Source organism: Methylocystis sp. Uni0008, from assembly GCF_056838045.1.
In genome coordinates this window covers 618,335-641,326 of the sequence record NZ_CM166370.1, presented here as the reverse complement: position 1 = coordinate 641,326, position 22,992 = coordinate 618,335, and the positions used below count along the sequence as shown (strand labels likewise).

General features: G+C 64.4%; 22 protein-coding genes and 1 tRNA gene. 13 read left to right on the top strand and 10 right to left on the bottom strand.

Annotated elements, in window-relative coordinates; all coding sequences use genetic code 11:
- Positions 1-78 precede the first annotated feature (78 nt).
- On the top strand, positions 79-372 hold the full coding sequence (locus AC0X69_RS03210) for a peptide-binding protein (protein WP_482611232.1): 294 nt from the start codon (positions 79-81) through the stop codon (positions 370-372).
- 17 nt (positions 373-389) lie between these two features.
- Here AC0X69_RS03210 and AC0X69_RS03205 read toward each other — a convergent pair whose 3' ends face one another.
- Entirely contained in the window at positions 390-1,073 is a 684-nt protein-coding gene (locus AC0X69_RS03205) for an orotate phosphoribosyltransferase (protein WP_482611230.1), read from the bottom strand.
- Positions 1,074-1,117: 44 nt separating this feature from the next.
- A complete protein-coding gene (locus AC0X69_RS03200; protein WP_482611228.1) occupies positions 1,118-1,822 on the bottom strand; it encodes a glutathione binding-like protein in 705 nt (234 codons plus the stop codon).
- A 151-nt stretch (positions 1,823-1,973) separates the two neighbouring features.
- Here AC0X69_RS03200 and AC0X69_RS03195 point away from each other — a divergent pair, with 151 nt between their 5' ends.
- Positions 1,974-2,402 carry a DUF2165 family protein gene (locus AC0X69_RS03195; RefSeq protein WP_482611226.1) on the top strand — a complete coding sequence of 143 codons (429 nt, stop codon included), beginning with the start codon at positions 1,974-1,976 and terminating at the stop codon, positions 2,400-2,402.
- A 4-nt stretch (positions 2,403-2,406) separates the two neighbouring features.
- Here the strand turns inward: AC0X69_RS03195 and AC0X69_RS03190 are convergent, their stop codons facing one another.
- The gene (locus tag AC0X69_RS03190) at positions 2,407-2,610 is read right to left on the bottom strand and encodes a hypothetical protein (RefSeq protein WP_482611224.1); all 204 of its coding nucleotides are present in this window, start codon (positions 2,608-2,610) and stop codon (positions 2,407-2,409) included.
- A gap of 169 nt (positions 2,611-2,779) precedes the next feature.
- Between AC0X69_RS03190 and AC0X69_RS03185 the strand changes: the two genes are divergently transcribed.
- Positions 2,780-3,676: a patatin-like phospholipase family protein gene (locus AC0X69_RS03185; protein WP_482611222.1), complete on the top strand. Its 897-nt coding sequence runs from the start codon at positions 2,780-2,782 to the stop codon at positions 3,674-3,676.
- Here AC0X69_RS03185 and AC0X69_RS03180 read toward each other — a convergent pair.
- Positions 3,673-4,659 (bottom strand): transglycosylase SLT domain-containing protein, encoded by a 987-nt coding sequence (locus tag AC0X69_RS03180; RefSeq protein ID WP_482611220.1) that lies wholly within the window; start codon positions 4,657-4,659, stop codon positions 3,673-3,675. The two genes, AC0X69_RS03185 and AC0X69_RS03180, sit on opposite strands and share 4 nt — an antisense overlap.
- A 415-nt stretch (positions 4,660-5,074) precedes the next feature.
- Between AC0X69_RS03180 and AC0X69_RS03175 the strand changes: the two genes are divergently transcribed.
- From AC0X69_RS03175 to AC0X69_RS03150, 6 genes are all read left to right on the top strand, one after another.
- Positions 5,075-5,815 (top strand): hypothetical protein, encoded by a 741-nt coding sequence (locus AC0X69_RS03175; protein ID WP_482611218.1) that lies wholly within the window; start codon positions 5,075-5,077, stop codon positions 5,813-5,815.
- Between the two features lie 315 nt (positions 5,816-6,130).
- Positions 6,131-7,810, top strand: coding sequence for a carbamoyltransferase family protein (locus tag AC0X69_RS03170; RefSeq protein ID WP_482611216.1), 1,680 nt, complete (start codon positions 6,131-6,133; stop codon positions 7,808-7,810).
- A 686-nt stretch (positions 7,811-8,496) separates the two neighbouring features.
- Positions 8,497-10,749, top strand: coding sequence for a TOMM precursor leader peptide-binding protein (locus AC0X69_RS03165; RefSeq protein WP_482611214.1), 2,253 nt, complete (start codon positions 8,497-8,499; stop codon positions 10,747-10,749).
- Between the two features lie 31 nt (positions 10,750-10,780).
- Complete coding sequence (locus tag AC0X69_RS03160; protein WP_482611212.1) at positions 10,781-12,175, top strand: SagB/ThcOx family dehydrogenase; 1,395 nt, start codon at positions 10,781-10,783, stop codon at positions 12,173-12,175.
- A 9-nt stretch (positions 12,176-12,184) separates the two neighbouring features.
- Positions 12,185-13,837 carry an amidase gene (locus AC0X69_RS03155; RefSeq protein WP_482611210.1) on the top strand — a complete coding sequence of 551 codons (1,653 nt, stop codon included), beginning with the start codon at positions 12,185-12,187 and terminating at the stop codon, positions 13,835-13,837.
- A gap of 322 nt (positions 13,838-14,159) precedes the next feature.
- Positions 14,160-14,843, top strand: a complete 684-nt coding sequence (locus AC0X69_RS03150) for a class I SAM-dependent methyltransferase (protein WP_482611208.1) — start codon at positions 14,160-14,162, stop codon at positions 14,841-14,843.
- A 54-nt stretch (positions 14,844-14,897) separates the two neighbouring features.
- On the opposite strand, the gene AC0X69_RS03145 is transcribed toward AC0X69_RS03150, so the two are convergent.
- Positions 14,898-14,982, bottom strand: a tRNA-Leu gene (locus AC0X69_RS03145).
- Between the two features lie 129 nt (positions 14,983-15,111).
- Here AC0X69_RS03145 and AC0X69_RS03140 point away from each other — a divergent pair.
- Together AC0X69_RS03140 and AC0X69_RS03135 are read left to right on the top strand one after the other, a co-directional pair.
- Positions 15,112-15,690, top strand: coding sequence for a YqaA family protein (locus tag AC0X69_RS03140; protein ID WP_482611206.1), 579 nt, complete (start codon positions 15,112-15,114; stop codon positions 15,688-15,690).
- Between the two features lie 17 nt (positions 15,691-15,707).
- Entirely contained in the window at positions 15,708-16,211 is a 504-nt protein-coding gene (locus AC0X69_RS03135; protein ID WP_482613295.1) for a disulfide bond formation protein B, read from the top strand.
- Between the two features lie 11 nt (positions 16,212-16,222).
- Here AC0X69_RS03135 and AC0X69_RS03130 read toward each other — a convergent pair whose 3' ends face one another.
- The 4 genes from AC0X69_RS03130 to AC0X69_RS03115 form a co-directional block, all read right to left on the bottom strand.
- Positions 16,223-16,852, bottom strand: coding sequence for an SGNH/GDSL hydrolase family protein (locus tag AC0X69_RS03130; protein ID WP_482611204.1), 630 nt, complete (start codon positions 16,850-16,852; stop codon positions 16,223-16,225).
- 25 nt (positions 16,853-16,877) lie between these two features.
- Positions 16,878-18,068: a dual-specificity RNA methyltransferase RlmN gene (gene rlmN / locus AC0X69_RS03125; RefSeq protein WP_482611202.1), complete on the bottom strand. Its 1,191-nt coding sequence runs from the start codon at positions 18,066-18,068 to the stop codon at positions 16,878-16,880.
- Positions 18,069-18,148: 80 nt separating this feature from the next.
- Entirely contained in the window at positions 18,149-18,640 is a 492-nt protein-coding gene (locus tag AC0X69_RS03120; RefSeq protein ID WP_482611200.1) for a hypothetical protein, read from the bottom strand.
- Positions 18,637-19,197, bottom strand: a complete 561-nt coding sequence (locus AC0X69_RS03115) for a TetR/AcrR family transcriptional regulator (RefSeq protein WP_482611198.1) — start codon at positions 19,195-19,197, stop codon at positions 18,637-18,639. The genes AC0X69_RS03120 and AC0X69_RS03115 overlap by 4 nt, the downstream gene beginning before the upstream one ends.
- 214 nt (positions 19,198-19,411) lie before the next feature.
- Here AC0X69_RS03115 and AC0X69_RS03110 point away from each other — a divergent pair, with 214 nt between their 5' ends.
- Positions 19,412-20,974 (top strand): MFS transporter, encoded by a 1,563-nt coding sequence (locus AC0X69_RS03110; RefSeq protein ID WP_482611196.1) that lies wholly within the window; start codon positions 19,412-19,414, stop codon positions 20,972-20,974.
- Between the two features lie 84 nt (positions 20,975-21,058).
- Positions 21,059-22,171, top strand: coding sequence for an endonuclease/exonuclease/phosphatase family protein (locus AC0X69_RS03105; RefSeq protein ID WP_482611194.1), 1,113 nt, complete (start codon positions 21,059-21,061; stop codon positions 22,169-22,171).
- On the opposite strand, the gene AC0X69_RS03100 is transcribed toward AC0X69_RS03105, so the two are convergent.
- On the bottom strand, positions 22,168-22,974 hold the full coding sequence (locus tag AC0X69_RS03100) for a DUF72 domain-containing protein (protein ID WP_482611192.1): 807 nt from the start codon (positions 22,972-22,974) through the stop codon (positions 22,168-22,170). The genes AC0X69_RS03105 and AC0X69_RS03100 overlap by 4 nt on opposite strands.
- Between the last annotated feature and the right edge of the window lie 18 nt (positions 22,975-22,992).

Here is a 22,992-nt window from a genome sequence, read left to right as displayed (position 1 = left end):
TCGGCTCCACGTGCGCTGGCGCAATTCGCGATCCCTGAACCTTGGCTATAGTCTTTCCCATCCAACGGGAGGCCTTTCATGACCGAGAAACTTGCGCCCTTTGCCGGCCTGACTCTCGCCGCTCTGGCCGCCGCGATCGTCTGGGGCGCAACGGCGCTCGCCGGAGACCGTTGCAGGGCGACGGACGCCACGGGCGCGTCGATCGCCATACATGATCAGCGCAACGAAATTATCGGCGTGATCCAGGATGGAAAAGCCGTTGTCGTGCAGCGCTACGGCGAAGATGAGCACGGCAAGCCCTGGGCCTATGTCGCGAGCACCAGCGGAAAGCGGCTGGGGTGGCTCTATCGTGAATTCATCAGCTGCAGCTGAAATCGCCGTTGCGCCGATCAACCCTTCGCCTTGGCGAGGCCGCCATGCGCGCCCGACCAGGCGACGGGATCGGCGATGAAGGATTCCACTTCGTTCAGCGCGTCGTCGGGGAAATATTTGTGCTCGCGGGCGACAGCGAGCACGTCGCGCCACGTCGCGAGCGCATGCAGGCTGATCCCGAGCGCCGCCAGCTCCTCGCGGGCGCCGGCGAAAATATCGTAGAAGAAGAACACGAAGACGTGATCGCAGCGCTGCCCCGAGTCGCGCAGCGCCTGCACGAAATCCTTCTTCGAGCCGCCGTCGGTCGCGAGGTCCTCGACGAGCAGCGCGCGGCCGCCCTCCATCACATCGCCTTCGATGCGGGCGTTGCGGCCGAAGCCCTTCGGCTTCTTGCGCACATATTGCATCGGCAGCATGAGGCTGTCGGCGATCCAGGCGGCGAAGGGAATGCCGGCCGTTTCGCCGCCGGCGACGACGTCGAGCGATTCATAGCCGATGTCGCGTTCGATCGTGCGCGTCGCGAAATCAATGAGGCGCCGACGCAGCCTCGGAAAGGCGATGATCTTGCGCATGTCGATATAGACCGGCGACGCCCAGCCGGCGGTCGTAATGAACGGCTTATCGACATTCACGAGCACCGCTTGCACTTCGATCAGCGCCTTGGCGGTCTCGCGCGCGGCGGTTTGGCGGTCGTTCAACATATTCGCGGCGTGCCCTTCTTTGAAAAACGCCGCGCAGCCATAACCTATTTCGCGCCGCCTCGCTCGGCGGTCTGACCGAAAAGTATTTCCCGCTCGAGAGCCGTGAAATCGAGGCGCGATCGTTCATAAGGCGCGCCCGCGGCATAGGCGCGGATCACCGCCGGCCGGGAGCGGATCGTCTCGAACCAGCGCTTGAGATGCGGGAAGTCGTGCAGATCCTGGCCTTGATCCTCATGCGGAACGATCCAGGGATAGCAGGCGATGTCGGCGATGGAATATTCGCCGGCGAGATAGTGCGTCTTGGCGAGTTGGCCGTCCATCACGCCATAGAGGCGAGCGGTCTCGTTGCGGTAGCGCTCGATGGCGTAAGGAATTCGCGCCGTCGCGTATTTGGCGAAGTGATGGTTCTGCCCGGCCATGGGGCCGAGACCGCCGACCTGCCAGAACAGCCACTGCAGCGTTCGCGCGCGCCCGTGAAGCTCGGTAGGGAGTAGCCGTCCGGTTTTCTCGGCAAGATAGACGAGGATCGCGCCCGATTCGAAGAGCGTGACGGGAGCGCCGCCATCCGCCGGCTCGCGGTCGACAATCGCCGGCATCCGGTTGTTCGGAGAAATCGCGAGGAATTCCGGCTTGAACTGATCGCCTTTGGCGATGTCGACGGGTCTGATTCGATATGCGAGTCCCGTTTCCTCGAGAAAAATCGTGATTTTGTGGCCGTTGGGCGTAGGCCAGTAATGGAGATCGATCATGGACTCGAGTCCGAAGGAGACCAGACTGTTGTAAGCCCTCGGGCGACAAGATCAATCGCTCAGGTCATGCTAGGTTGCGCCTCGGGAGTGGATGGAGATGTTGATCCGGTATGCGAAGATTCTGCTGAGCGCGGCGCTCGGCGCGCTCATTATGCTGGTCGCCATCAATAATGTGACCGACTACGACACCAATTACGACATCGTCAGCCGTGTGATGTCGATGAGCCAGGTGCCGGCCGGCAGCCCGCTCGAATGGCGCGCCATCGCCAGCCCCGCGCTGCATCGCGCGCTTTACGCCTTCATCATCGCGGTGGAGTTCGCCGCCGCGGCGCTTGTTCTCGCCGGCGTGTGGCGGCTCATTCTGATGCGCAACGCGGACGCGGCCCGCTTCAACGCCGCCAAGGGCGTCGCGATTTCGGGTCTTGCGCTCGCCGTCGGCCTTTACCTGTTCGGCTTCATGGCCGTCGGCGGTGAGTGGTTCCAGATGTGGCGGACCGGACCAGACCTGGAACAGGCCGCGTTCCGCTTCATCGGTTGCGCGGCGGTGGTGTTGCTGTTTTTAGGCCAGCGCGACGACTAGCGCCTTACAGCCGCTTCAGCATGTTGTAGCCAAGCAGGCCGCCAAGCCCCGCGCCGACGACTGCGATCAGCGGTCCGCCGATCGCGACGCCCGTCAGGCCGCCGAGCACGGCGCCGACTCCGCCGAAAAGATATTTGTTCTTCTGAACGGTGGGATTTTCGTACTCGGCCATTTTCTTCTGTTCGGTGGGATTTTTGTCTTCAGCCATTGCAAAGTCCTCGTAAAAGCGCCCGCAATGGCGAATTAAGCAGAGCGTCGGTGAAATCAAGGGCGCCGTCGCGGTCTGGTTTAGCCCGGCCCGCACGTGGATCGGCCTCGCTCACCCTCCTAAATAATGAGCGACTGTTGGCCCGCCTGGCGGACTGGAGGATCGCGTGATGAATGGCGCAAGCGCCAAGACCGCCTTCGTTCTCGCCGGCGGCGGCAGCCTCGGCGCTGTCCAGGTCGGCATGCTTCGAAGCCTCGTTGCGGCAGGGGTTCGCCCGGACTTCATCGTGGGGTCTTCGGTCGGGGCGATGAACGCCTGCTATTTCGCGGGAGCGCCGAACGCCGAGGGAGTCGAAAGACTTGCCCGGATCTGGCTGGGCCTGCGTCGAAGCGACATCTTTCCCTTCACTTTCGGAATGGCGCTCGGTCTTCTGCGCCACGCGAATTATCTTGTCGACCCTTCATCGTTGCGCGCGCTGATCGAGCGGCATCTGCCCTTTATCGCGCTGCAGGAGGCGAAGCTCCCCGTTCACATCGTGGCCACCGACATGCAGGGCGTCGCCGTAACGCTATCGCAGGGTTCCGCTGTGGAGGCGATCATGGCCAGCGCTGCGGTGCCGGGAATTTTTCCCACCGTCGAGGTGGCGGGCGCGCCCCTGATGGACGGGGCGGTCGCAGCCAACACGCCGCTGTGGCTCGCCATGACGCTGGGCGCGTCCAGGATCATCGTGCTGCCGACGGGCTACGCCTGCGCCTTGGAAAAACCCCCGGCGAGCGCCGTAGCGCGCGGATTGCACGCGATCACTCTGCTCATCGCCTGGCAATTGATCCGCGACCTGGAGCGCCTGCCTCAGGAGGTCGACGTGCATCTCGCCCCGGCGCTCTGTCCGTTGAATGTTTCACCTTACGATTTCTCGCGCTCCGGCGAGTTGATCTCTCGCGCGACCGCGGCCTGCCAGGAATGGATCGCGAAGGGCGGCCTTACTCTTCGCGCGAGCCCGGCGGATCTCGCCCCTCACCATCATCCGCCCGCCGCCGTGGCCTCCTGCCGCGGCGGTACGGCTTAGTCGCCCCGCGCCAAATTCTCTTCCGTTCTCGTCTCGAGATCGAGGCGGACCCCCTGCATCTTCAGATGCGCCCAGTTTTTGAGGTCTTTCACGGTAAAGCCCTTCATGAAAGGATTTCCGTTTACGATCTTCTCTCGCGTTCTGCTGGGCTGTGCGTCAACGCTGGCGATCACCGTCGCCGCATCGACCTCTTCCGGCGCGGAGAGGATCGCCGCCGCGCCGCCCGGTCCGGCGAAATGAGCCAGATAGAGCGAGCCGGGCGTGACCGGCAGGCCCTTCTTCATCAGGATCGACGTGTTTTGCTCGACATAGCGCGCCGTCATTTCACGAGAAAGCTCGGGATCCTTCCGCAAATCGAGAATCTCTTTCTCGTTCAGATTGCTCGCGAGGTCGGGTCGGTGCTTTTTGATCAGATCCATCCATGTCGCGTTGACGAACTGTCCCAGTCCGGCCGCGGAAGAAAATTTGCTGCGGGCCTCGGGATTGCCCTGTGACTCGGACATCACGATTCTGTCGACCAAAGCTTTGATCGACGCGGCGGTCTGATCGGGAAATGCGGGAAGTTTGAAGTCGTGAAAATGCAGCTTCAGTCCGAATCCGACGACGAACATCAAAAGCAACGCTACGGGAGAAATGCGCCCCCCTTGATCGTCATCGGTCCGCGTCCGCGTGGACGTGAAGCCTTCATCCTTGAAGGGGGCCGTCAGGCTGAAGTAGTCGGCCGTTTGCGGCTGTAGTTGAGGCGCGTTCTTGAGGGACGACAGAAAGTTTTTCAGCGTCTGATCGTCGAACCCGAGATTGATCCTGATCTCGACCTTTCTGCCGGCGTCCGAGACTTCGCCGTCTGAAATCAGCGTCGCAGGTTCGCAGGCGGAGATTTTGATCTCGGCTCCCGTCTCCGCGCAGACCGGCGCATCCTTCTCTTCGCTCGCTCGCGTAGCCGTTGCGGCGGACGTCTCGTTTTGCGAGCTGGCCTCGTCCATAAGATCGCTCCTCGCTTGCGCGCGACGAATATCGAATGGCGAAAGAGGGGAGCAGCATCCTGTTATCAAATTGTAAACGATGCTTCGGAACGCGCGCTCGCTCAGAGGTCCGGAGCGAGTCGCGTTCAGGGACTTGAAAATCCGCCTTAATTATCTGGAGCTTTTTGCGAAGCGGAAGTGATTGAGAATGATTGATGTGGCGATGCGCGCGACGAGGCGGCGCGTCGTCGCGAAGGGTCATAAGCCTAAAAGGCTGAGCATCGCTCTCGAGATCGATTCTATTTTCTCAATCGTGGTGTTTGAAAACTTAGGCGCCGGCGCCGAGCAAGCCGCGCGGAACGTTAATCCATTCTCAAGCAATCGGCGTGACGCTCCAGAATTCTGCAGAATCCTGCATGTCATTCGAAGCTTGCCCATGACCGAGCAAACGGGACTCGCCGCCCTCGACCTCAGCCCAGCCGCGCCTCATGCAATCGACGCGCCGGAATTGAGAGCAGCGTCCGGCGACGCGAAAATCTCCGCGGATTTCTCCGACAGTCCGAAACCGCCAGTCGCGGAAAGCCGGCTTCCGGCGCTCAAGAGCGCATTCATCCACGGCTCGCGCCTGTTGCGCGCGGGGCTGCTCTATGGCGCCGCGGCGCTCGCGGGGTGGCTGATCGCCGAAGCCGCATGGCCCACCGTTTCCGCGATGCCGGACCTCGTTCGGACGATGGCGACGCAAGAGAACGCGGAGCGCGCCGCCTTCCTGCGCACGACGCAGAAAATGGAAGAGGAGATCCGCGCGCTTCGTAGCGAGTTGGCGGGAATGAGGTCCTCGATGCAGGCGGCCGCTCCCGCCGCCGACGCCGTTGAGAGTCTCGGCAAGCGCATCGACGCAATGAAGACGGAGACAGGCGCCGCGATCGGCGCGCTGGCTGGGCAGGTCGAGGGGCTGCAGCGCGCCGCCGCGGCGAAGCCCGCGCAAGCCAGCGAGCGATCGGAGCCAACCGAGCGAGGCGTCGCCGAATCCAACCCTCGGCGCACGACCGTGTCGGCTACCGTGCGCGTAGGCGAAGGCGTGCGGCGGCCGAAAATACGCCGCAACGACGCTTTCGAACCGTCGAAATATCCGGAAGCGCCCGGCGCGCCGCGCCCGCTGGGCGCCTACGGGCGGTAGGCTGGCGCCCTTGCGGATAAGCGATGCGCGCGTCCGCCGACCCGCGCGTTTCGCGAGCCATGCGATAATTTGTTTTGACTGCTCCCGCGTCTGCGCCCGAACTCGAAGGCGACATGTGTTCTTGCCTTGGCTGTTGCCTCGCCCGCGGCCAAACCCAAGTGGTAGGAAAGGAGGTCAGCCAAAGACGTTGATAGGCGACAAAAGCAAGCGCCCAGGGGCCTTCTGGCGGAAGTCGGCTCACCGGATCGGCGAAACCAATAAGACCCTGCCGGCTGAGCAACCGGGAAGGGCAGGACAAGGGAGCCAGTCCGCCAGATGAATATTCTCGGGATCAATTCCGTCTTTCACGAATCTTCGGCGGCGCTCGTTGTGGAGGGGAAGGTTATCGCGGCGTGCGAAGAGGAACGCTTTTCGCGCGTCAAACACGCCAAGGAGGCGCGAGTCGACAATCCGCATGAGTTGCCCGAGCAGGCGGTGCGGTTTTGTCTCGATTATGCCGGCCTGCGGCCCGACGACATCGATATCGTGGCTTATTCTTTCGAGCCGCGGCTGCGCCGCGCGAAATTTCGTCCCGAATGGTGGCCGGACAGCGCTCTCGAAGACGTGTTTCTGAAATCGCTCGACGAGATCGACGACGCCGTCGCCAGGCTGATGGGCCGACGCTTGGGCAAGGCGCTTAAATACGTGCCGCATCATCTCGCGCACGCCGCCTCGGCCTATTATCCATCGGGGTTCGAGAAGGCCGCCATTTTGGTGATCGACGGGATCGGCGAGGCCGATTGCACGATGCTGGCGCGCGGCGAGGGCAATCATATCAGCGTCCTTGCCAGCCTCTCCTATCCGCACTCCCTCGGCTTCGTATGGGAGCACACGAGCGTCTATCTGGGCTTCTCGGCATACGACGCCGCCAAGGTCATGGGTCTAGCGGCCTATGGCGACCCGGCGGTCTTCCGTCGGGAATTCGCGTCGATCATTCAGGCCACGGAGGAGGGCTACGCCGTGGACGCCGAGCGGATCGGCTTCAGATCGCTCGAGCCGCGCGGCCTCGACGCGCTTTTTGGACCAAGGCGCGCCCCCGACGGGGACTTCCTGCCTCACCACATGAATGTCGCGGCGGCGCTCCAGGACGCGACGGACCTCGCGGCGCTCTCGCTCCTGCGTCGTCTCGAGCGTGAGGCGCCGGGCGGCGCGTTATGTCTGGCCGGCGGCGTCGCGCTCAATTGTGTGACCAATGCGCGCCTCGCGGAGGCGAGCGCCTTCAGCGACATCTTCATTCCTTCCGCGCCGCACGACGCCGGCACAGCGATCGGCGCGGCGCTCGTCGCGCATTGCGCGCAACGCGGAGCGAAGCGCCCGACAGGCGGCGCGACGCCCTATCTCGGTCCCGAATATGGCGAGCGTGAAGCGCTGGCGGCGATTCGCGCCGCCGGTCTGAAGCCCCGCAAATGCGAGGATGCGCCCCGGGAGGCCGCGGAGATGATCGCCGACGGCAACATCGTCGGCTGGTTTCAGGGACGGATGGAATTCGGGCCGCGCGCGCTTGGCAATCGTTCGCTGCTGGCGGATCCGCGAAGGCCGGACACGCGCGCCATTCTCAATCAGCGCGTGAAGCACCGCGAGGACTTCCGACCCTTCGCGCCGAGCGTTCTCGCGGAACATGCAGACGACTGGTTCGACCTCGGCCCGCCGTCGCAGAGTCACGAATTCATGCTCTTCGCCTGTCCGACGAAACCAGGTCGCGCGGCGCGCATTCCCGCCGTCATCCATGAGGACGGGACCGCGCGCGTCCAGATCGTGCGACGCGCCGCGAATCCGCGTTATCACGCCCTGATATCGCGGTTCTTCGAGCGAACGGGGGTGCCGCTCGTGCTCAACACCTCCTTCAACGACAACGAGCCGATCGTCTGCACTCCTGCGCATGCCGTCGCCACCTTTCGCGGCGCCGGACTCGACGCGCTTTTCCTTGGCGACCTTTGCGTGACCTCCGAAGGCTGACACGCAGCTTCAAGTTGCCGTGAGCGCGGCCAAGCAATTGATTCGCGGGCATGACTCGCGTCTTGAATAGGTGGGGGCATTGACGACGGGGGGTCGGGTGCTAGACTAAACCCGTTGGGGCCGCGGATTTTTATCTTTTTGGGGAGGTAAGCTAATGGCGCGTTCATCAGATCACTCGAAGGGCCCAAATCGAAACTCGAAGGCGCTGGGCGTCATTGGCGTCTCAATGTCGCTAGCTGGAGCCGCCTTCGTGAGCGGCGCCCCGGCCGAAGCCGCCACCGAGCCGGCGACCGGCAATACGCGGTTGATGGACGTAAACCTCCAGGAACAGGAAGTATTCGACGTCGGCCTGAGCTCCTTCCGTTTGTTCGATCGCGAGGAGGCGAAGGATGCCAAGCCTGAAACCGTCGCCTGGTGGGGATGGGGATGTCGTGGTTGCCGTGGATGCGGCGGCTGCAGAGGCTGTCGTGGTTGCCGTGGATGCGGCGGCTGCAGGGGTTGCAGAGGCTGCGCCGGCTAAGGCTGGCTCTACATAAAATCGCAGTCTGACGGGCTCCCGCCGCTGGCGAGAGCCCGCTTGGGACGCGGCGCGACGGCGTTCTTTCAAAGCGCGAACTGCTGCTTTGTGAACGCCTGCCGTTGCGCCGTCGGCAAATGACTACGCGTGGGAGGCTGGCGGTAGATCGATGGCGATGGAAGCTCCCGCGCGACAATTGGAAGGACGTGCGGGGGGAGCGTTTCGTTTTGCGCCGAACTACGCCGTCTACATTTTCCCGCCTGACGTCGTCTGCCTCTATTCCGAGAACAGGAAATTCTTTCTGCGCGGCGCGCTGTATTGCGCGCTCGCCGAACGAATCGCTGCGGGCGAGGATCAGACATCGATCCTTCATGCGCTCGCCGCCGATTTCCCCGCTGCGAAGATCGACGAGGCCTTCAATCGGCTGATCGATCGCCGCTTCGTCGTCCCTTCCGATGCGGCGCAGGACGTGACCGCCGCCTACTGGGCAAGTCTCGGCCTCAGCCCCGCGGCCGCGGCTGAAAACTTGCAAAACGTCCGCGTTGGAATCGAGTCGCTCGGCGTCGGCGGACAAGAGGAGCTCGCAGATGCGCTGCGCGGCTTCGGCGTCAGTGTGGTCGACGGCGCGGGCGATCTGACGGTTGCGCTCGTCGGCGATTATCTCGATGAGAGGCTGGCCGAGTTCAATCAGCATCGTCTCGAGGAGAACGCCGATTGGCTGCCTGTTCAGCCGACGGGACTTTTTCCGCTCGTCGGACCGATTTTCAGCCCAGGCAAGGGGGCCTGCTGGAGATGCCTTTCCGACCGGATGAAGTGGAACCGGCAGGTCAAGGCGTTTCTCGATCGAAAGGCGGCGCGCTGCGTCTCGGCTTCGCCGCTCGGGGCGGAGGCGCTCGGGCGCAGCGGCTTCTCGCTCGCCGCCGTCGAGATCGGAAAGGCCATCGCCAGCGGGTTTCGCACGGACCTTGGCGAGCATATCGTCAGCCTCGACATGCTCGGCTCGGAAGTCGCGCGCCATTACGTGCCGGCGCGCCCTCAATGCCCCGTCTGCGGCGACGCGCCGCTGCGCGATCCTGAACGTCCGGCAATCCCCGTCCGACTGCGCGCCGGCGGCAGGATCGTGGTGACGAGCGGCGGCTATCGCTCGATGACGCCAGCAGAAACGGTCGCGCGCTATCGCAAGCATGTCAGTCCGCTGACCGGCGTCGTCTCGCATCTCGAACGGATCAAGAGCGACCAGCCGCTCGACGCCAGTTTTGTCGCCCGGCACAATTTTTCGCCCTGTCCCGAGACGATCGACGCGCTGCAGGCAGGGTTGAGCGGCGACAGTTATGGCAAGGGCAGCATCGCGGAGCAGGGCGAAGCCAGCGCCTTGATGGAGGCGATCGAACGCTATTGCGGGATCTATCAGGGCGACGAGATCAGGGTCGCGCGGCGCTTCGCCGATTTCTCCGCCGGCGAGGCGATGCATCCCGAAGAGATCATCCACTTTAGCGACGCGCAATATGAGGAGAGCGCGCAAGGGTGCTGCTCCAGCGACGGCGCGCCGCCCCGTTTCGATCCTTCGCTGGAAATGGAATGGTCGCCCGTCTGGTCGCTCCGCGACGAAAGATTCAAATATGCGCCGACCGGGCTTCTCTATTTCTTTCACAATTCGGATTGCGGCGGTCAGCTGAGCGCGGATTCAAACGGCTGCGCGGCCGGGAACACGATCGAAGAAGCGATTCTCCAGGGTTTTCTCGAACTCGTGGAGCGGGACGCCTATGCGATCTGGTGGTACAACAAATTACGGGCGCCCGGAATCGACCTCGACAAGCTGGGCGACAGCTATGTCTGCGACCTGCGCGCCGCCTTCGCCGAGATGGGCCGCGACGTGTGGGCGCTGAACGTCACGACGGACATCGGCATTCCCGTCGTCGTCGCGGTGGCGCATTGGGAGGAGGAAGGGCGCGAGTTCATCGAGGTCGCCGCCGGCGCGCATTTCGATCCGCGGATCGCAACGCTGCGCGCGATGACCGAACTCAATCAGTTCCTCGCCATCGAGCGGCTGCGGGGACGGCCGGAAGAGGAGGGGGACGGTTACGGGAATGATCCGCTCCCCTTGCGCAAGCACGCTTATTTGCGCCCCGAGGGCAAGGCCAGTTTCGGCCGGTCGCGCTTCAAGGATTTCGCGACCCACGACCGCCGCGACCAGGTCCGCGCCTGCGTCGCCCACATGGCCAAGAAGGGCTTCGACTTCCTCGTGCTCGATCAGACGCGGCCGGACATCGAGGTTCCCGTCGCGCGGGTGATGGTCCCTGGCCTGAGGCACTTCTATCGCCGCTTCGGTCCGGGTCGGCTCTACGACACGCCCGTCTCGATGGGTCTGCGTCGGCGGCCGACGCGCGAGCGGGACCTCAATCCTCTCCACCCACGGACATAAATTGAGCGCCGATCGGAGCCGCGCGCCCGTAATGCTTCTCGCCAAATTGGGTCCGGGGGTATCCCTGGAGGAAGCGGCCGGGGGCGTGCTTCGCGCGCGCTTCGATCATGAAACGTTGCTTCTCGGCAAATTCAGCGCCGCCGCCCTCCGCCACGCGACCGAACTGACCGCGGGCCGGCCGCTTTTCGGCGTCGGCGCGAACGAGGCGCCTGAGGAAAAGGAGTTGCGCGGGCTCGTTCAGCGGCTCGCGCTCCATGGCCTCGTCGAATACCATCTTTCCCGCGGCGGGCAGGACATCGTGGCCATCGAGCCGCAGATGCGCGACTACCGGCCCAATCTTCAAAAGCTCGACGCGACGCGTCGCTTCGTTCTCTCGCGCTTCGCCTATCTGCGGCGGCGCGGCGAGGATTTGGTGCTGGAATCGCCTCTCGCCGGCGCGGCCTTTCGCATTTGCGACCCGCGCGCGGCTTCCGCGCTCGCGCTGCTCGCGACGCCGCGATCGCTCTCTGAGCTGCGCAGCGACCTCGATTTTCCGGGAGAAGAGTTTCTCGCCCTGCTCGTCGATTGCAGGATGGCGTTTGCCGCCGATCCGGCCGAAGGCTCGCGCGCGCGCGAAGGCGACGAGGATCTTGCGCTGTGGGAATTCCACGACCTGCTCTTCCATGTTCGCAGCACGAACGGGCGCCACGCCAATCCAACCGGCGGATTATACGCAAGGGCGCATCTTGCTGCGCAGCCGCCGCCGGTGCGGCCCGCCTGGCCCGGTCCGGCGATCGAACTTGGAAAGATCGCCGACGCTGGCGATTCCGCCTTCGCGGCGATGCTGCGCAGACGGCGCTCGGAACGCGTGTTCGACGACGCGCATCCCATCACGCTCGCCGAAGTTGCGCGCTTTCTCGACGGCGCCGCCCGCATCATTTCGCACCAACAGCTGAGCGAAGCCGACGGAGAGGCGATCGAAATCGCTGCGCGGCCCTACCCGTCAGGCGGCGCCAGCTACGAGCTGGAGCTTTATCTCGCGGTCGATAAATGCGACGGCCTCGCGCGCGGGTTCTATCACTATGATGCGGATCGCCACGCGCTCGTCGCGATCGAGGTCAGCGAGCGCCAGCTCGGAGCGATCATCGAAGACGGACAGTTTGCTATGGGCGCGCCCAAGCCGCCGCAGATCATGATCACAATGGCGGCGCGCTTTGGACGCGTGTCTTGGAAATACAGCGGCTTCGCTTATTCCCTGGTCTTGAAGCATGTCGGCGTCCTCATGCAGACGCTCTATCTGATGTCGACGGAGATGGAGCTCGGCGCCTGCGCTATCGGCGTCGGCGATATCGACCTGTTCGCCGGAATGACGGGGCTTCCGTTTCACGTCGAGGGCGCGGTGGGTCAGATGGCGATTGGCCGCGCCGCAGCGCAAGGCCCCTCGTGACCCGCCGGCATGAATCGGCGTGATGTATTCCGATCGACAAACGGCGCGCCGCCCGCCCGGACAAGACGCGACTTTCTCCTAGAGGCGGGCGCCTGCGCGGCCTCTATCGCCGCTGGCGGCGTTTCGTCGCCGGTTGCGGCGCAGGAGACGGCTGCGCAGGAGATCGCCGAGTCGGCGTGGGACTACCGCTCCGCCGGCGATCTCGTGGCCGCGTTGCGCGAGCGGCGCGTTTCCGCTTTGGAGCTTGCCGATCGCGCGATTGCGCGGATCGAGGCGCTGGATTCACGGATCAACGCCGTGCCCGTGCGCGACTTCGAGCGCGCCCGCGCGGCGGCCCGCGCCGCCGATGCGGCGCTGGCGCGCGGCGAGAGGGGCGCGCTGCTCGGCGTCCCCGTCACGGTGAAGGAATCCTTCAATGTCGCCGGACTGCCGACCAGCTGGGGCGATCCGCGCTTCAGGCGCTTCATGCCGAAGGAAGACGCTCTCGCCGTCTCCCGACTAAAACAGGCAGGCGCCGTCATTCTCGGAAAGACCAACGTGCCGCAATGGCTGAGCGATTGGCAGACCTACAACAGCGTCTATGGGACCACGAGCAATCCCTACGATCTCTGCCGCACGCCGGGCGGATCTTCGGGCGGTTCCGCGGCGGCGCTGGCGGCGGGCTTTGGCGCGCTTTCGCTCGGCTCGGACATGGGCGGGTCTCTGCGCGAGCCGGCGCATTATTGCGGGGTCTATGCGCATAAGCCCACACAGGGCCTTGTGCCCCGCCGTGGTCATGCGCGCCCGGGTACGGCGCCATTGCCGCTCGAGCATGATCTTGCCGTCGTCGGTCCGATGGCGCGCACCGCCGCCGATCTCGCATTGGCGCTCGACGTCGTCGCGGGACCGGACGAGTTGACCGCGGGCGTCGGCTACAGGCTCGCTTTGCCGCCGCCGCGTCACGACAGGCTGAACGACTTCCGCGCGCTCATCGTCGACGCCCATCCGCTCGGGCCGACCTCGCATATCGTCAGGGAGGCGCTCGCAAGATTGGCCGAAAGGCTGGCGAAGGCTGGCGTCCGCGTCTCCGATAAACGCGCTCTCGCGCCCGATCTCGCGCAAGCGACGCGTCTCCAAGCGCGTCTGCTCTCCGCCTATTGGGGCGCCGGTCTGTCGGTCGTCGGCTATGAGAAGCTCTTTCGAGACGCCGCCGCATTCTCCCCGCGCGACCGCAGCCTCGTGGCCGAGCGGGCGCGCGGCGCGGTGTTGACCTTCCGGGAATGGCGCGGCGCCGAGGCTGAACGCGCAGAGCTGCGGCGGAAATGGCGCGAGTTGTTTCGTGACTTCGACGTCGTGCTGTGTCCGGCCGCCCCGACGACGGCTTTTCCGCACGATCACTCGGCGCCGCTCGAAGCGCGCCGCGCACGCGTCGACGGCAAGCTCTACTCTTATCTTGATATCCACACGATCTGGGCGGCGCCGGCGACGATCGGGGGACTGCCGGCGACCGTCGCGCCGATCGATCGCGACGGCTCCGGCCTGCCGATCGGCGTGCAGATCATCGGACCCTACCTCGAGGATCGCACGACGATCGGCTTTGCGACGCTGCTTGAGCGCGCATTCGGCGGTTTCACGCCGCCGGCGATGAATGCGGCGCGGCCCTCATGCGAGAGGGGCCGCTGAATCCAGCGGCGCGGCTGAGGCCGATCCGGGTCGGCATGTTGACGAAGCGCAAAGCGCGCTTGTCGGGAACGCGCAATTCGCGCAGCCTGTCACCGGGGCCGGAGCATCAGCGAACCCCGGATCTGGAAGAGAGCGAATGATGAGCGTCCTCGAGGCCTGCTGCGTTTGTGGAGCTTCATCGCACTCTGACGGCGGCGTCGAAACGGCTACTGCGCCTTCGAACGTCAGGGCGCTGGGCAAGACCCGGTTTCGCGTGTGGCGCTGTCCTTCATGCCGCTCCATCCACTCTGGCGAACAGGTCGACCTCGACAGCGCATACCAATTGTATCCTTTTCACAAGATGAAGCTCGATGGGGTGCTGCGGCTCGCTTATCGGCGTCTGACGCGGCGGCTTTCCCAGGCGGGTCTGAAGGCGGGGGCCCGGGCGCTTGATTACGGCTGCGGCGGCGGCTCGCTCGTTCAATATCTGCGGGAAAGAGGCTACGACGCGGTCGGCTATGACGCATTTTCGCCGCGCTACAGCGATCCTGCGCCGCTCGCCGAACGCTACGACCTGGTCATCTCGCAGGACGTCGTCGAGCATGTCGACGATCCCATCGACATGATTGCGCGCCTCGCGGCGCTTTGTCGTCCAGGCGGTCTGGTCGCGATCGGCACGCCAAACGCCGCCGCGATCGATCTCGGCGACGTCGACAGGTATGTTCATTCCCTGCACCAGCCGTATCATCGCCATATACTCGCGCTGCCGGCGCTGCAGGAGGCGGGTCGAAACAGCGGGCTCGAGATTGAGCGCACCTATCTCGACGGATACATGAATTTACCCGTAATTTCTTTGAAGTTCCTGCACTATTACATGAAATGTTTCGACGGGACGCTCGACGTGCTTTTCGACCGGCCGCTGAACAGCGCGCGTTTATGGCTGAGTCCGGAAACGGGATTTTATCTTCTGTTCGGCTATTGGCTCGACGACAGGTCGGAAGCCTTCGTCGTGTTTCGCAAGCCCTAATCAAGGGCCGCGCGACCTCCCGGACCGCAGCCGTCCAGCCGGCGCGTCTAATTTTGGTGCCCCTGGCCGGAGTCGAACCAGCACGCCTTGCGGCACTCGATTTTGAGTCGAGCGCGTCTACCAATTCCGCCACAGGGGCCCTTCCGGCGGAAAAGCCGGCGAAGCGGCGCGGATATTAGCCGCGCCCCAGAGCCCGTCAACCCGCGAAACTTCTTTCTCCATAAGATACGTGCTATGCGCGAGAGCGCGCCCCAACCTCCGGAAACCAATGAAAAAGCTCTACGACTGGACCATGTCGCTCGCCGCGAGCCGGCACGCGCCCCTGGCGCTTGGCGCGATCGCCTTTGCGGAGAGTTCGTTCTTTCCGGTGCCGCCCGACGTGATCCTCGTGCCGATGACGCTCGCCGAGCCGAAGAAGGCCTGGTATTTCGCCGGAATCTGCACGCTCGCCTCGGTCGCCGGCGGGGCGCTCGGCTACGCCTTCGGCGCGCTCTTCTATGACACGATCGGCCAGTGGCTGATCAACCTCTACGGCTACGGCGAGAAGATGGAGGCGCTGCGGGCCTTTTACGCTCAGTGGGGCGCGATCTTCATCCTGGTCAAGGGTTTCACGCCCATCCCCTACAAGCTCGTGACCATCGTCTCGGGGCTTCTTGCCTATAATTTCCCGCTGTTCATCGTCCTGTCGATGGTGACGCGGGGCGCGCGGTTCTTCGTGCTGGCGGCGGCGATCAACCGCTTCGGCGAGCCGATCCGCTCGAAACTCGAAAGCCATTTCGGCCTGTTCGTGGGGTCGCTGGCGGTGATCGTGGTCGCCGGCTTCGCGCTTGCGGCGAAGATGTTTTGAGCGCGAAACTCAGGCGAATGGGCTGGCGCGGCGCTATCGAGTGCGTCCTCGAGCCGCGCAACGCGTCGCTCCTGATTCTCGCCGCGGCGGTGGCGGCGATCGGCGGCGCCTGGGCCTATGAGTCCCTCGGCTATCTGCCCTGCGAACTCTGCTACAAGGAGCGCATTCCCTATTACGCGGCGTTCGCGCTCGCGCCGCTTGCGGCTTTCGCCGCGCAGACGAGGATGCGCAGCGCAGCGCGCGCGGCCTTCCTGCTGATGGCGCTGCTCTTCGCCGGCAACGCCATCCTTTCGATCTACCACTCCGGCGTCGAATGGAAGATCTTCGCCGGGCCGTCCGACTGTTCGGGTCCGCTTTCGACGGCGCCGTCGGTGGACGACTTCATGATGCAGCTCCGGACCACGAAAGTCGTGCGCTGCGATGAGCCGGCGTTGTGGATCCTCGGTCTGACGCTGGCGAACTGGAACGTTGCTTTTTCCGCGGCGCTGGCGGCGCTCGCCGGCTTTGCGGCAAGGCGCTGAGGCGCTCGATATCATCCGATGATCCGCGCCGCGCGGCCTTTGGGAGCGTCGGGAGTCATCGCGCGCAGAATGGCGGCGGAGATTTTTTCGCCCCCTTGCGACGACGGCTCGATCGGATTTGCGTAATCGGCCGGCGCGTCGCAGACGAGGCGCAGTTCGACGACGGTCAGGCCGAACTCCACCGCGGCGCGAATGATGGCGTCATTGAAGGGCGCGATGGCGATCCTCGCGACGCGGGCGAAATCCGCGTCGAAATTGCCCCAGTAGACGGTGCAGACGACCATGCGCGGGTCGATCTCGAGACAGGGGCGCAGCGCGGCGCGATACGCCGCTTCGAAGCCCGAGACCGCATTGCCGATGAGCTGGAGCGCCTGCGCGCTGTTGGATACCGGCGCGTCGAGGATTCCAGCGTGCTGTAATGCATCGTTCCCGCCGACGCTGAGCGCCAGCCGGTCCACGTCGCGGGAGAGCTTCGCGAGCTGCGCCGCCACATTGGCGGTCGTGGCGCCATCCTGGGCGGCCAGGGTCGCGCGCCAGTCGGGAGGAAGCTTCGCGCGTAGCTGCTGAATGACGGCGGGGCCGCCCTTCGTATAGGCGCCATTGTCGAAGATGGAATCGCCCAGAAGGGCCACATGGGCCATGGACTCGCGCCGCGCTGCGGCGTCCCTATGGGGCGGCTTGCGCCGCCATGCGAGCGCTGGCCCGCAGCTTCTCCGTCTCGCTCTTCAACTGCCCGCAGGCGGCGAGAATGTCGCGACCGCGCGGCGTGCGCACCGGGCTTGCGTAGCCGGCGTTGAAGACGATGTCGGAGAAGCGCTCGATCGTCTCCCAGTCCGAGCACTCGTAAGGCGCGCCGGGCCAGGGATTGAACGGGATCAGATTGATTTTGGCGGGCACGCCCTTCAGCAGCCGCACGAGCTCCCTGGCTTCGGCGGGCGAGTCGTTCACGCCCTTCAGCATCACATATTCGAAGGTGATCCGCCGTGCGTTCGAGGCGCCGGGATAGTCGCGACAGGCCTGCAGCAGCTCCTTGATCGGATATTTTCTGTTGAGCGGCACGAGCTCGTTGCGCAGTTCGTCGCGCACGGCGTGCAGCGAAATCGCCAGCGCCGGACCGCATTCGGCGCCGAGACGCTCGATCTGCGGCACGACGCCGGAGGTCGAGACGGTGATGCGGCGCTTGGAGAGCGCCAGCCCGTCGCCGTCGGCCATGATCTCGATCGCCGCCATGACATTGTCGAGATTGTAGAGGGGTTCGCCCATGCCCATGAAGACGATGTTGGACACGGCGCGCACGCCTTCGCCCGACGGCACGAGCCCGTCGGTGGGGCGCGCGCGATCGGGAAAGTCGCCGAGCCGCTGCCGGGCGACGAGCAATTGTCCGACGATCTCGGCGGTCGTCAGATTGCGCACGAGCCGCTGCGTGCCCGTGTGGCAGAAGCTGCAGTTGAGGGTGCAGCCGACCTGCGAGGAGACGCACAGCGTGCCGCGGTCGCTTTCTGGAATATAGACGCATTCGACTTCGGCGCCCTTGTCGAAGGCGTCGACCGGTTGCAGCCGCAGCAGCCATTTGCGCGTGCCGTCGACGGAAATCTGCTCCTCAACGATCTCCGGCAGGCGCAGCGCGAAGGCCTCGGCGAGCCGCGCCCGCAGCGCCTTCGACACGTTCAGCATTTCGCCGAAGTCGCGCGCGCCGCGGAAGTAGACCCAATGCCAGAGCTGCGAGACGCGCATGCGAATCTCGCGCTCGGGCAGGCCGAGCGCGCGTAATGCGTCGGCGATCTCGGCGCGGGTCATGCCGGCGAGCGACGGCTTGAGCGTGGTCGCGGGCGCAGCAGGGATTTCGGTCAGGCTCATGAAGTCCTCGAAACGGCGCCCTCTTATATCATGACTCCGCGCGATAATTTGAGAGGCGCCGCACGCGACATACGCGTCGATCAGTCCGCGGCCGCTTCAGCCTGCTGCATCGACTGCAGGAAGCGCTTCCAGTTTGCCGGCGTCACTGCTTCGCGATAGCGGGCGGTCTGCGCAGGGTCCAGAAATTCGAGCATGAATGCGCCTTCGACCCAGACTTCCGATAGCTGGAACAGTCCGCCGCCTCTATCGCAGGCGCGAGCGGGCCAGCCGGCGCGCGCGGCGATGGCGATGATCTCTTCCGCCGGCCGGGCGACGCAGATGGCTAGATGCGCTTCGGAGAGGCGCGTTCCCTGGTCCTGCGGGGTCCAGTAGGCCTCGTCGGAGCCGTAAGCGAGCACATGGCCACGCGGGGCGATCTCTAGCTCGACGTCGCCGTCGCCGGACCAGGCCATCCAGGAGTTTGGCCCCGCCGGCGGGAAGGGCGTCGCTTCGCCCTGCATGATGTCGGCGAGCACTCTGGCGACGAGTTCCGGATCGTCGGCCGGGATCGAAGCATGGGCGATGCAGGTCATTTCTCTTCTCCTTGTTCGATATCGCTTTCATCGTCCGGCGCGCGGCGACCGAGCAGGACGGCGATCGCTTCAGCGGCCGCGCGTCCGGCTTCGGCGCCGTCGAAACCCCAGAAATCACGGAGCACAGACCAGCCGTAGGCGCTGTCAATGAGCTGGACGATCGCGGCGCGCCGGCGCTTGGCTGGGTCGCGGAAGTCTGGCAGCGCGTCCGCTACGCAGGCGAGCATAGCGGCCTGGCGCTGCTCGTTGGAGCTCAAGCGGACTTCGCGTCCGGTTTCGGAAGATATCGACGCTTTGACCAAGCCGTCTTCCTCATCGAAGCGCGGAAACAGCCGCAGCGGCGTCGCGATCAATTCCCCGGCGGTCTGCGGAAAGCCGGAACTGCCTACGCGCGCCTGCATCCGTGGCCAGACGGCCTTGAGGAGGTCCTCACGGGTCTGGAAGTGGCGGTAGACGGTCCGTTCGGTGATTTTCGCCCGCTCAGCCACTTTGGCGATGGTAAGCGTGCCCAGGCTGCCCTCCCGCATCTCGTCGATCGCGGCGTCGAGGATACGCATGCGCGTCTGGTCCCTGTGCGCCTCGCGAAGTGATGTCAGTTCAAGTGACGTCATGTCATAATATATGACATCACGCAGGAGTTCCGTCAAGCATCCTCGAACGGCGCACATCTAAGCGCGCCTATCTGCAGCGGGGCGGCGCGTTCCTTGATGTTGCGAAGTGAAACCGATAAACGCTGCGCGCTCACGCCCGAGACGGTTGAGGAGCAAACCCGTGCGTAGCGCCACGCCAGACGCATCCGACCCTTCGCTCAAGGCGACGCGGCGGGAATGGATCGGGCTCGCCATCATTGCGCTGCCGTGCCTGGTCTATTCGATGGACTTCACAGTCCTCAATCTCGCCATTCCGGCGCTGACGGCGGAGCTGCGGCCGAGCGCGTCGCAACTGCTTTGGATCATCGACATCTACGGCTTCATGGTCGCCGGGTTTCTGGTGATCATGGGCGGCCTCGGCGATCGGATCGGCCGGCGCAAAGTGTTGCTCCTGGGCGCGGCCGCCTTCAGCGTCATGTCGATCGTCGCGGCCTTCTCGAAGACCGCGCAGACGCTCATTCTCGCGCGCGCAGCCCTCGGCGTCGCCGGCGCGACCCTTGCCCCCTCGACGCTGTCCCTGCTCGCCAACATGTTCCGCGATCCGCAGGAACGCACCTTCGCGGTCAGCATGTGGATTTCCGCCTTTTCGGCCGGCGCTATCGTCGGGCCGCTCGTCGGCGGCGCGCTCATCCAATCTTTCGGCTGGGGCTCGGTGTTCATCGCGGGCGTTCCGGTGATGATCCTTGTGCTCGCGCTGGGGCCCGTGCTTTTGCCCGAGTATCGTGATCCGAACGCCGGCCGGCTGGATTTCGCCAGCGCGCTTCTCTCGCTGGCTGCGGTGCTGTCCTTCATCTACGGATTGAAGCGCGCCGCCGAGGCGGGCTTCGGCGCCGACGCGATCGGCCCAATGGCGGCGAGCGTCGCGCTTGCGATCCTGTTTCTGCGCCGACAGGCGCGGCTCGAAGATCCGTTGATCGATCTTGCGCTGTTCCAGTCGCGGTCGCTGAACACGGCGCTGTGCATCAACATCCTCGGCGTCTTCTTCATGTTCGGGTCGTTTATTCTTCTCTCACAATATTATCAGCTCGTTGTCGGCTTGACGCCGTTCAATGCGGGGCTGTGGTCGACGCCCCAGGCGATCGTCTTCATGATCGGTTCCTTCGCCACGCCCGCGCTCGCGCGGCGCGTCAGGCCCGTCAATCTCCTCGCCGGCGGCCTCATCGTCGCTGCGGCGGGCTTCGTCGGACTCGCGCTGGCGAGCGGATTCTACGGCGTGCTCCTGTCTTCGCTGCTGCTTGTCGGCTTCACGCCGGTGATCGCGCTGACGACGGAGATCATCGTTTCATCAGCGCCGCCCGAGCGCGCGGGCGCCGCCTCAGCGCTCTCGGAAACGGCGATTGAACTTGGCGGCGCGCTGGGCATCGGCGTGCTCGGCAGCCTTGGCGCGCTGATCTATCGAGCCAAGATGGCCGCCGTCGTCGCGGGGCTGCCGACCGAAGTCGCTCGGGCGGCGGGGGCGACGCTCGGCGGCGCGGCGGATGCGGTCAGATTCCTGCCCGCGGATCAGGCCCAGCGGATGCTCCCCGCCGCGCGGGACGCCTTCTGCGCGGGATTTCAGGCGACCGCTTTGATTGGCGCCGCGGGTCTTTTCGTCGCCGCCTTCGCCACAAAGTTTGCGCTGAAGGAAGGGCCTCGCGGCTCGGCGTCGAGCGCAGACGAAAAGCGGGGTTCAGCAGTCGCGTAGCGCATTTCGTCACGGCCTTGTCACGCGCCGGGATGAGGCTTAGCCTCCAGCGCATTCTATTGTTTTTTGCGCTTGGGGGATTTCATGAGACTCGCTTCGTACAACGTCGAAAATCTTTTCGATCGCGCACGCGCAATGAATTTCGCGAGCATTGCGCAAGGCAAGCCCATTCTCGAACGGTTCGCGGAACTGAATGCGTTGCTGGCGCAGCCTTCCTACAGCGCCGCCGACAAAAAACGCATGGCGAAACTTGTCATTGAACTTGATCTCGAAAAATCGGACGTCGGCGATTTTGTCATCCTGCGGCGAAACAGGGGCGGGTTGATCAAACGGCCCAAGTCAGGCGGCGTTCAGATTGTCGCGAGCGGTCGCGCCGATTGGGTCGGCTCGCTGGAACTGCGCGACGAGCCCGTCGACGAACAGGCGATGAGGAATACGGCGCGGGTGATGAGAGATATCGAGGCGGACGTTCTCGGCGTCGTCGAAGTCGAGAGCCGGCCAGTGCTGCGGGATTTCAATGCGGACGTGATCGCCGCGCTGGGGGGCGAGGTATTCCGGCACGCGATGGTGATCGACGGAAACGACACGCGCGGCATCGACGTTGGCCTGTTGACGCGAGAGGGATTCCCGATTGGCGTGCTGCGCAGCCACGTCGACGAGATGCTGAACGAGCGCAATCCGATCTTTTCGCGCGACTGCGCGGAATTCGAGGTGGGCGCGCCATCCGGCGCGCGCATGCTGGTGATGATCAATCATTTCAAGAGCAAGGGGTTCGGCTCGCAGCAATCATCGAACGCCAAGCGTCTTGCGCAGGCGAAGCGCGTCGCGGAAATCTACGAAGAGCGCCTTGCGATGGGAATCAGGAACATCGTCGTCATGGGCGACTTCAACGACACGCCGGACAGTGAATCTTTGCGTCCGCTCATCGAAGGCACGGATCTAAAGGACATCTTTTTGCATCCGAAATTCGATGACGGCGGTTTCCCGGGCACCTACGGCAGTTGCGCCGCTGACAATAAAATCGATTTCATTCTGCTTTCGCCGGCGCTGTTCGAGAGGGTCCAGGGTGGCGGCGTTTTTCGCAAGGGCATGTGGCCGGGCGCGCGCGCCAAGCGCTGGGAAGCCTATCCGGAAGTTGCGCGGAAGGAAGACGCCGCCTCCGATCACGCAGCGGTCTGGGCGGATATCGACCTCTAACCGGAGCATCGCTCGATCAGCGCCATGGCGGCGGGCGGATTGCGTTCCTTGGCGCCGCTGATGACATAGAGAAACACGTCTCGCGGCGCCTTCTTTGGCTTCACGCGCGTGAGGGCGGGGAGATCTTCGGGCGCGCCGCCTTCCGCCCAGAGACGCGCGCGCTCCGCCCATCCGTCAAGAGCTTTGTCCTCATAGCCAAGCGGAACGTCGGAACGCGTTCCCATGATGCGGGCGTAGACGAAAGAGCCCGTCAAATCGGCGATGAGCGGAAATTTCGAATCTCCTGCGATGACGATCGCGACGCCATGCCGGCGCGCCAGCGCGACGAATTCAGCGGTCTGGAAACTCTCATGGCGCGCCTCGATCGCGTGCATGATCGTTCGGCGGCCGATCTTTTTCGGCAGCAGGGAAAGAAAAGCGTCGAAGAACGCGACGTCGAACTTCTTCGTCGGCAGGAACTGCCACAGGATGGGTCCGAGTTTATCTCCCAGCTCCATCACGCCGCTGTCGAAGAAACGCTTGATCGACTGGTTCGCGTCTTCCGGCGTTTTACCCATCACCGCGAATCGCGGCGCCTTTACGCTGAAGATGAAATCTTCGGGCGTTTCATCGCGCCATTTCGCGAAGCTCGCGGCGCTTTGCGTGCGATAATAGGTGCCATTGATTTCAATTGAGGTGAGCTTGCGGCTCGCATATTCGAGTTCGCGCCTTCGCGCGAGGTCGGAGGGATAGAAGGATTCGCGCCAGGGCTCATAGCTCCAGCCTCCGACGCCGACAAAGATGCGTCCGGTCTTTCGACTCATTCGCGTTCCAGCCTAGTA

Excerpts from the sequence above, each read along its gene's own strand:
- AC0X69_RS03210 (WP_482611232.1), top strand. The coding sequence starts at position 79 with ATGACCGAGAAACTTGCGCCCTTTGCCGGCCTGACTCTCGCCGCTCTG.
- AC0X69_RS03205 (WP_482611230.1), bottom strand. The coding sequence starts at position 1,073 with ATGTTGAACGACCGCCAAACCGCCGCGCGCGAGACCGCCAAGGCGCTG.
- AC0X69_RS03200 (WP_482611228.1), bottom strand. The coding sequence starts at position 1,822 with ATGATCGATCTCCATTACTGGCCTACGCCCAACGGCCACAAAATCACG.
- AC0X69_RS03195 (WP_482611226.1), top strand. The coding sequence starts at position 1,974 with ATGCTGGTCGCCATCAATAATGTGACCGACTACGACACCAATTACGAC.
- AC0X69_RS03190 (WP_482611224.1), bottom strand. The coding sequence starts at position 2,610 with ATGGCTGAAGACAAAAATCCCACCGAACAGAAGAAAATGGCCGAGTAC.
- AC0X69_RS03185 (WP_482611222.1), top strand. The coding sequence starts at position 2,780 with ATGAATGGCGCAAGCGCCAAGACCGCCTTCGTTCTCGCCGGCGGCGGC.
- AC0X69_RS03180 (WP_482611220.1), bottom strand. The coding sequence starts at position 4,659 with ATGGACGAGGCCAGCTCGCAAAACGAGACGTCCGCCGCAACGGCTACG.
- AC0X69_RS03175 (WP_482611218.1), top strand. The coding sequence starts at position 5,075 with ATGACCGAGCAAACGGGACTCGCCGCCCTCGACCTCAGCCCAGCCGCG.
- AC0X69_RS03170 (WP_482611216.1), top strand. The coding sequence starts at position 6,131 with ATGAATATTCTCGGGATCAATTCCGTCTTTCACGAATCTTCGGCGGCG.
- AC0X69_RS03165 (WP_482611214.1), top strand. The coding sequence starts at position 8,497 with ATGGCGATGGAAGCTCCCGCGCGACAATTGGAAGGACGTGCGGGGGGA.
- AC0X69_RS03160 (WP_482611212.1), top strand. The coding sequence starts at position 10,781 with ATGCTTCTCGCCAAATTGGGTCCGGGGGTATCCCTGGAGGAAGCGGCC.
- AC0X69_RS03155 (WP_482611210.1), top strand. The coding sequence starts at position 12,185 with ATGAATCGGCGTGATGTATTCCGATCGACAAACGGCGCGCCGCCCGCC.
- AC0X69_RS03140 (WP_482611206.1), top strand. The coding sequence starts at position 15,112 with ATGAAAAAGCTCTACGACTGGACCATGTCGCTCGCCGCGAGCCGGCAC.
- AC0X69_RS03135 (WP_482613295.1), top strand. The coding sequence starts at position 15,708 with ATGGGCTGGCGCGGCGCTATCGAGTGCGTCCTCGAGCCGCGCAACGCG.
- AC0X69_RS03130 (WP_482611204.1), bottom strand. The coding sequence starts at position 16,852 with ATGGCCCATGTGGCCCTTCTGGGCGATTCCATCTTCGACAATGGCGCC.
- rlmN (WP_482611202.1), bottom strand. The coding sequence starts at position 18,068 with ATGAGCCTGACCGAAATCCCTGCTGCGCCCGCGACCACGCTCAAGCCG.
- AC0X69_RS03120 (WP_482611200.1), bottom strand. The coding sequence starts at position 18,640 with ATGACCTGCATCGCCCATGCTTCGATCCCGGCCGACGATCCGGAACTC.
- AC0X69_RS03115 (WP_482611198.1), bottom strand. The coding sequence starts at position 19,197 with ATGCGTATCCTCGACGCCGCGATCGACGAGATGCGGGAGGGCAGCCTG.
- AC0X69_RS03105 (WP_482611194.1), top strand. The coding sequence starts at position 21,059 with ATGAGACTCGCTTCGTACAACGTCGAAAATCTTTTCGATCGCGCACGC.
- AC0X69_RS03100 (WP_482611192.1), bottom strand. The coding sequence starts at position 22,974 with ATGAGTCGAAAGACCGGACGCATCTTTGTCGGCGTCGGAGGCTGGAGC.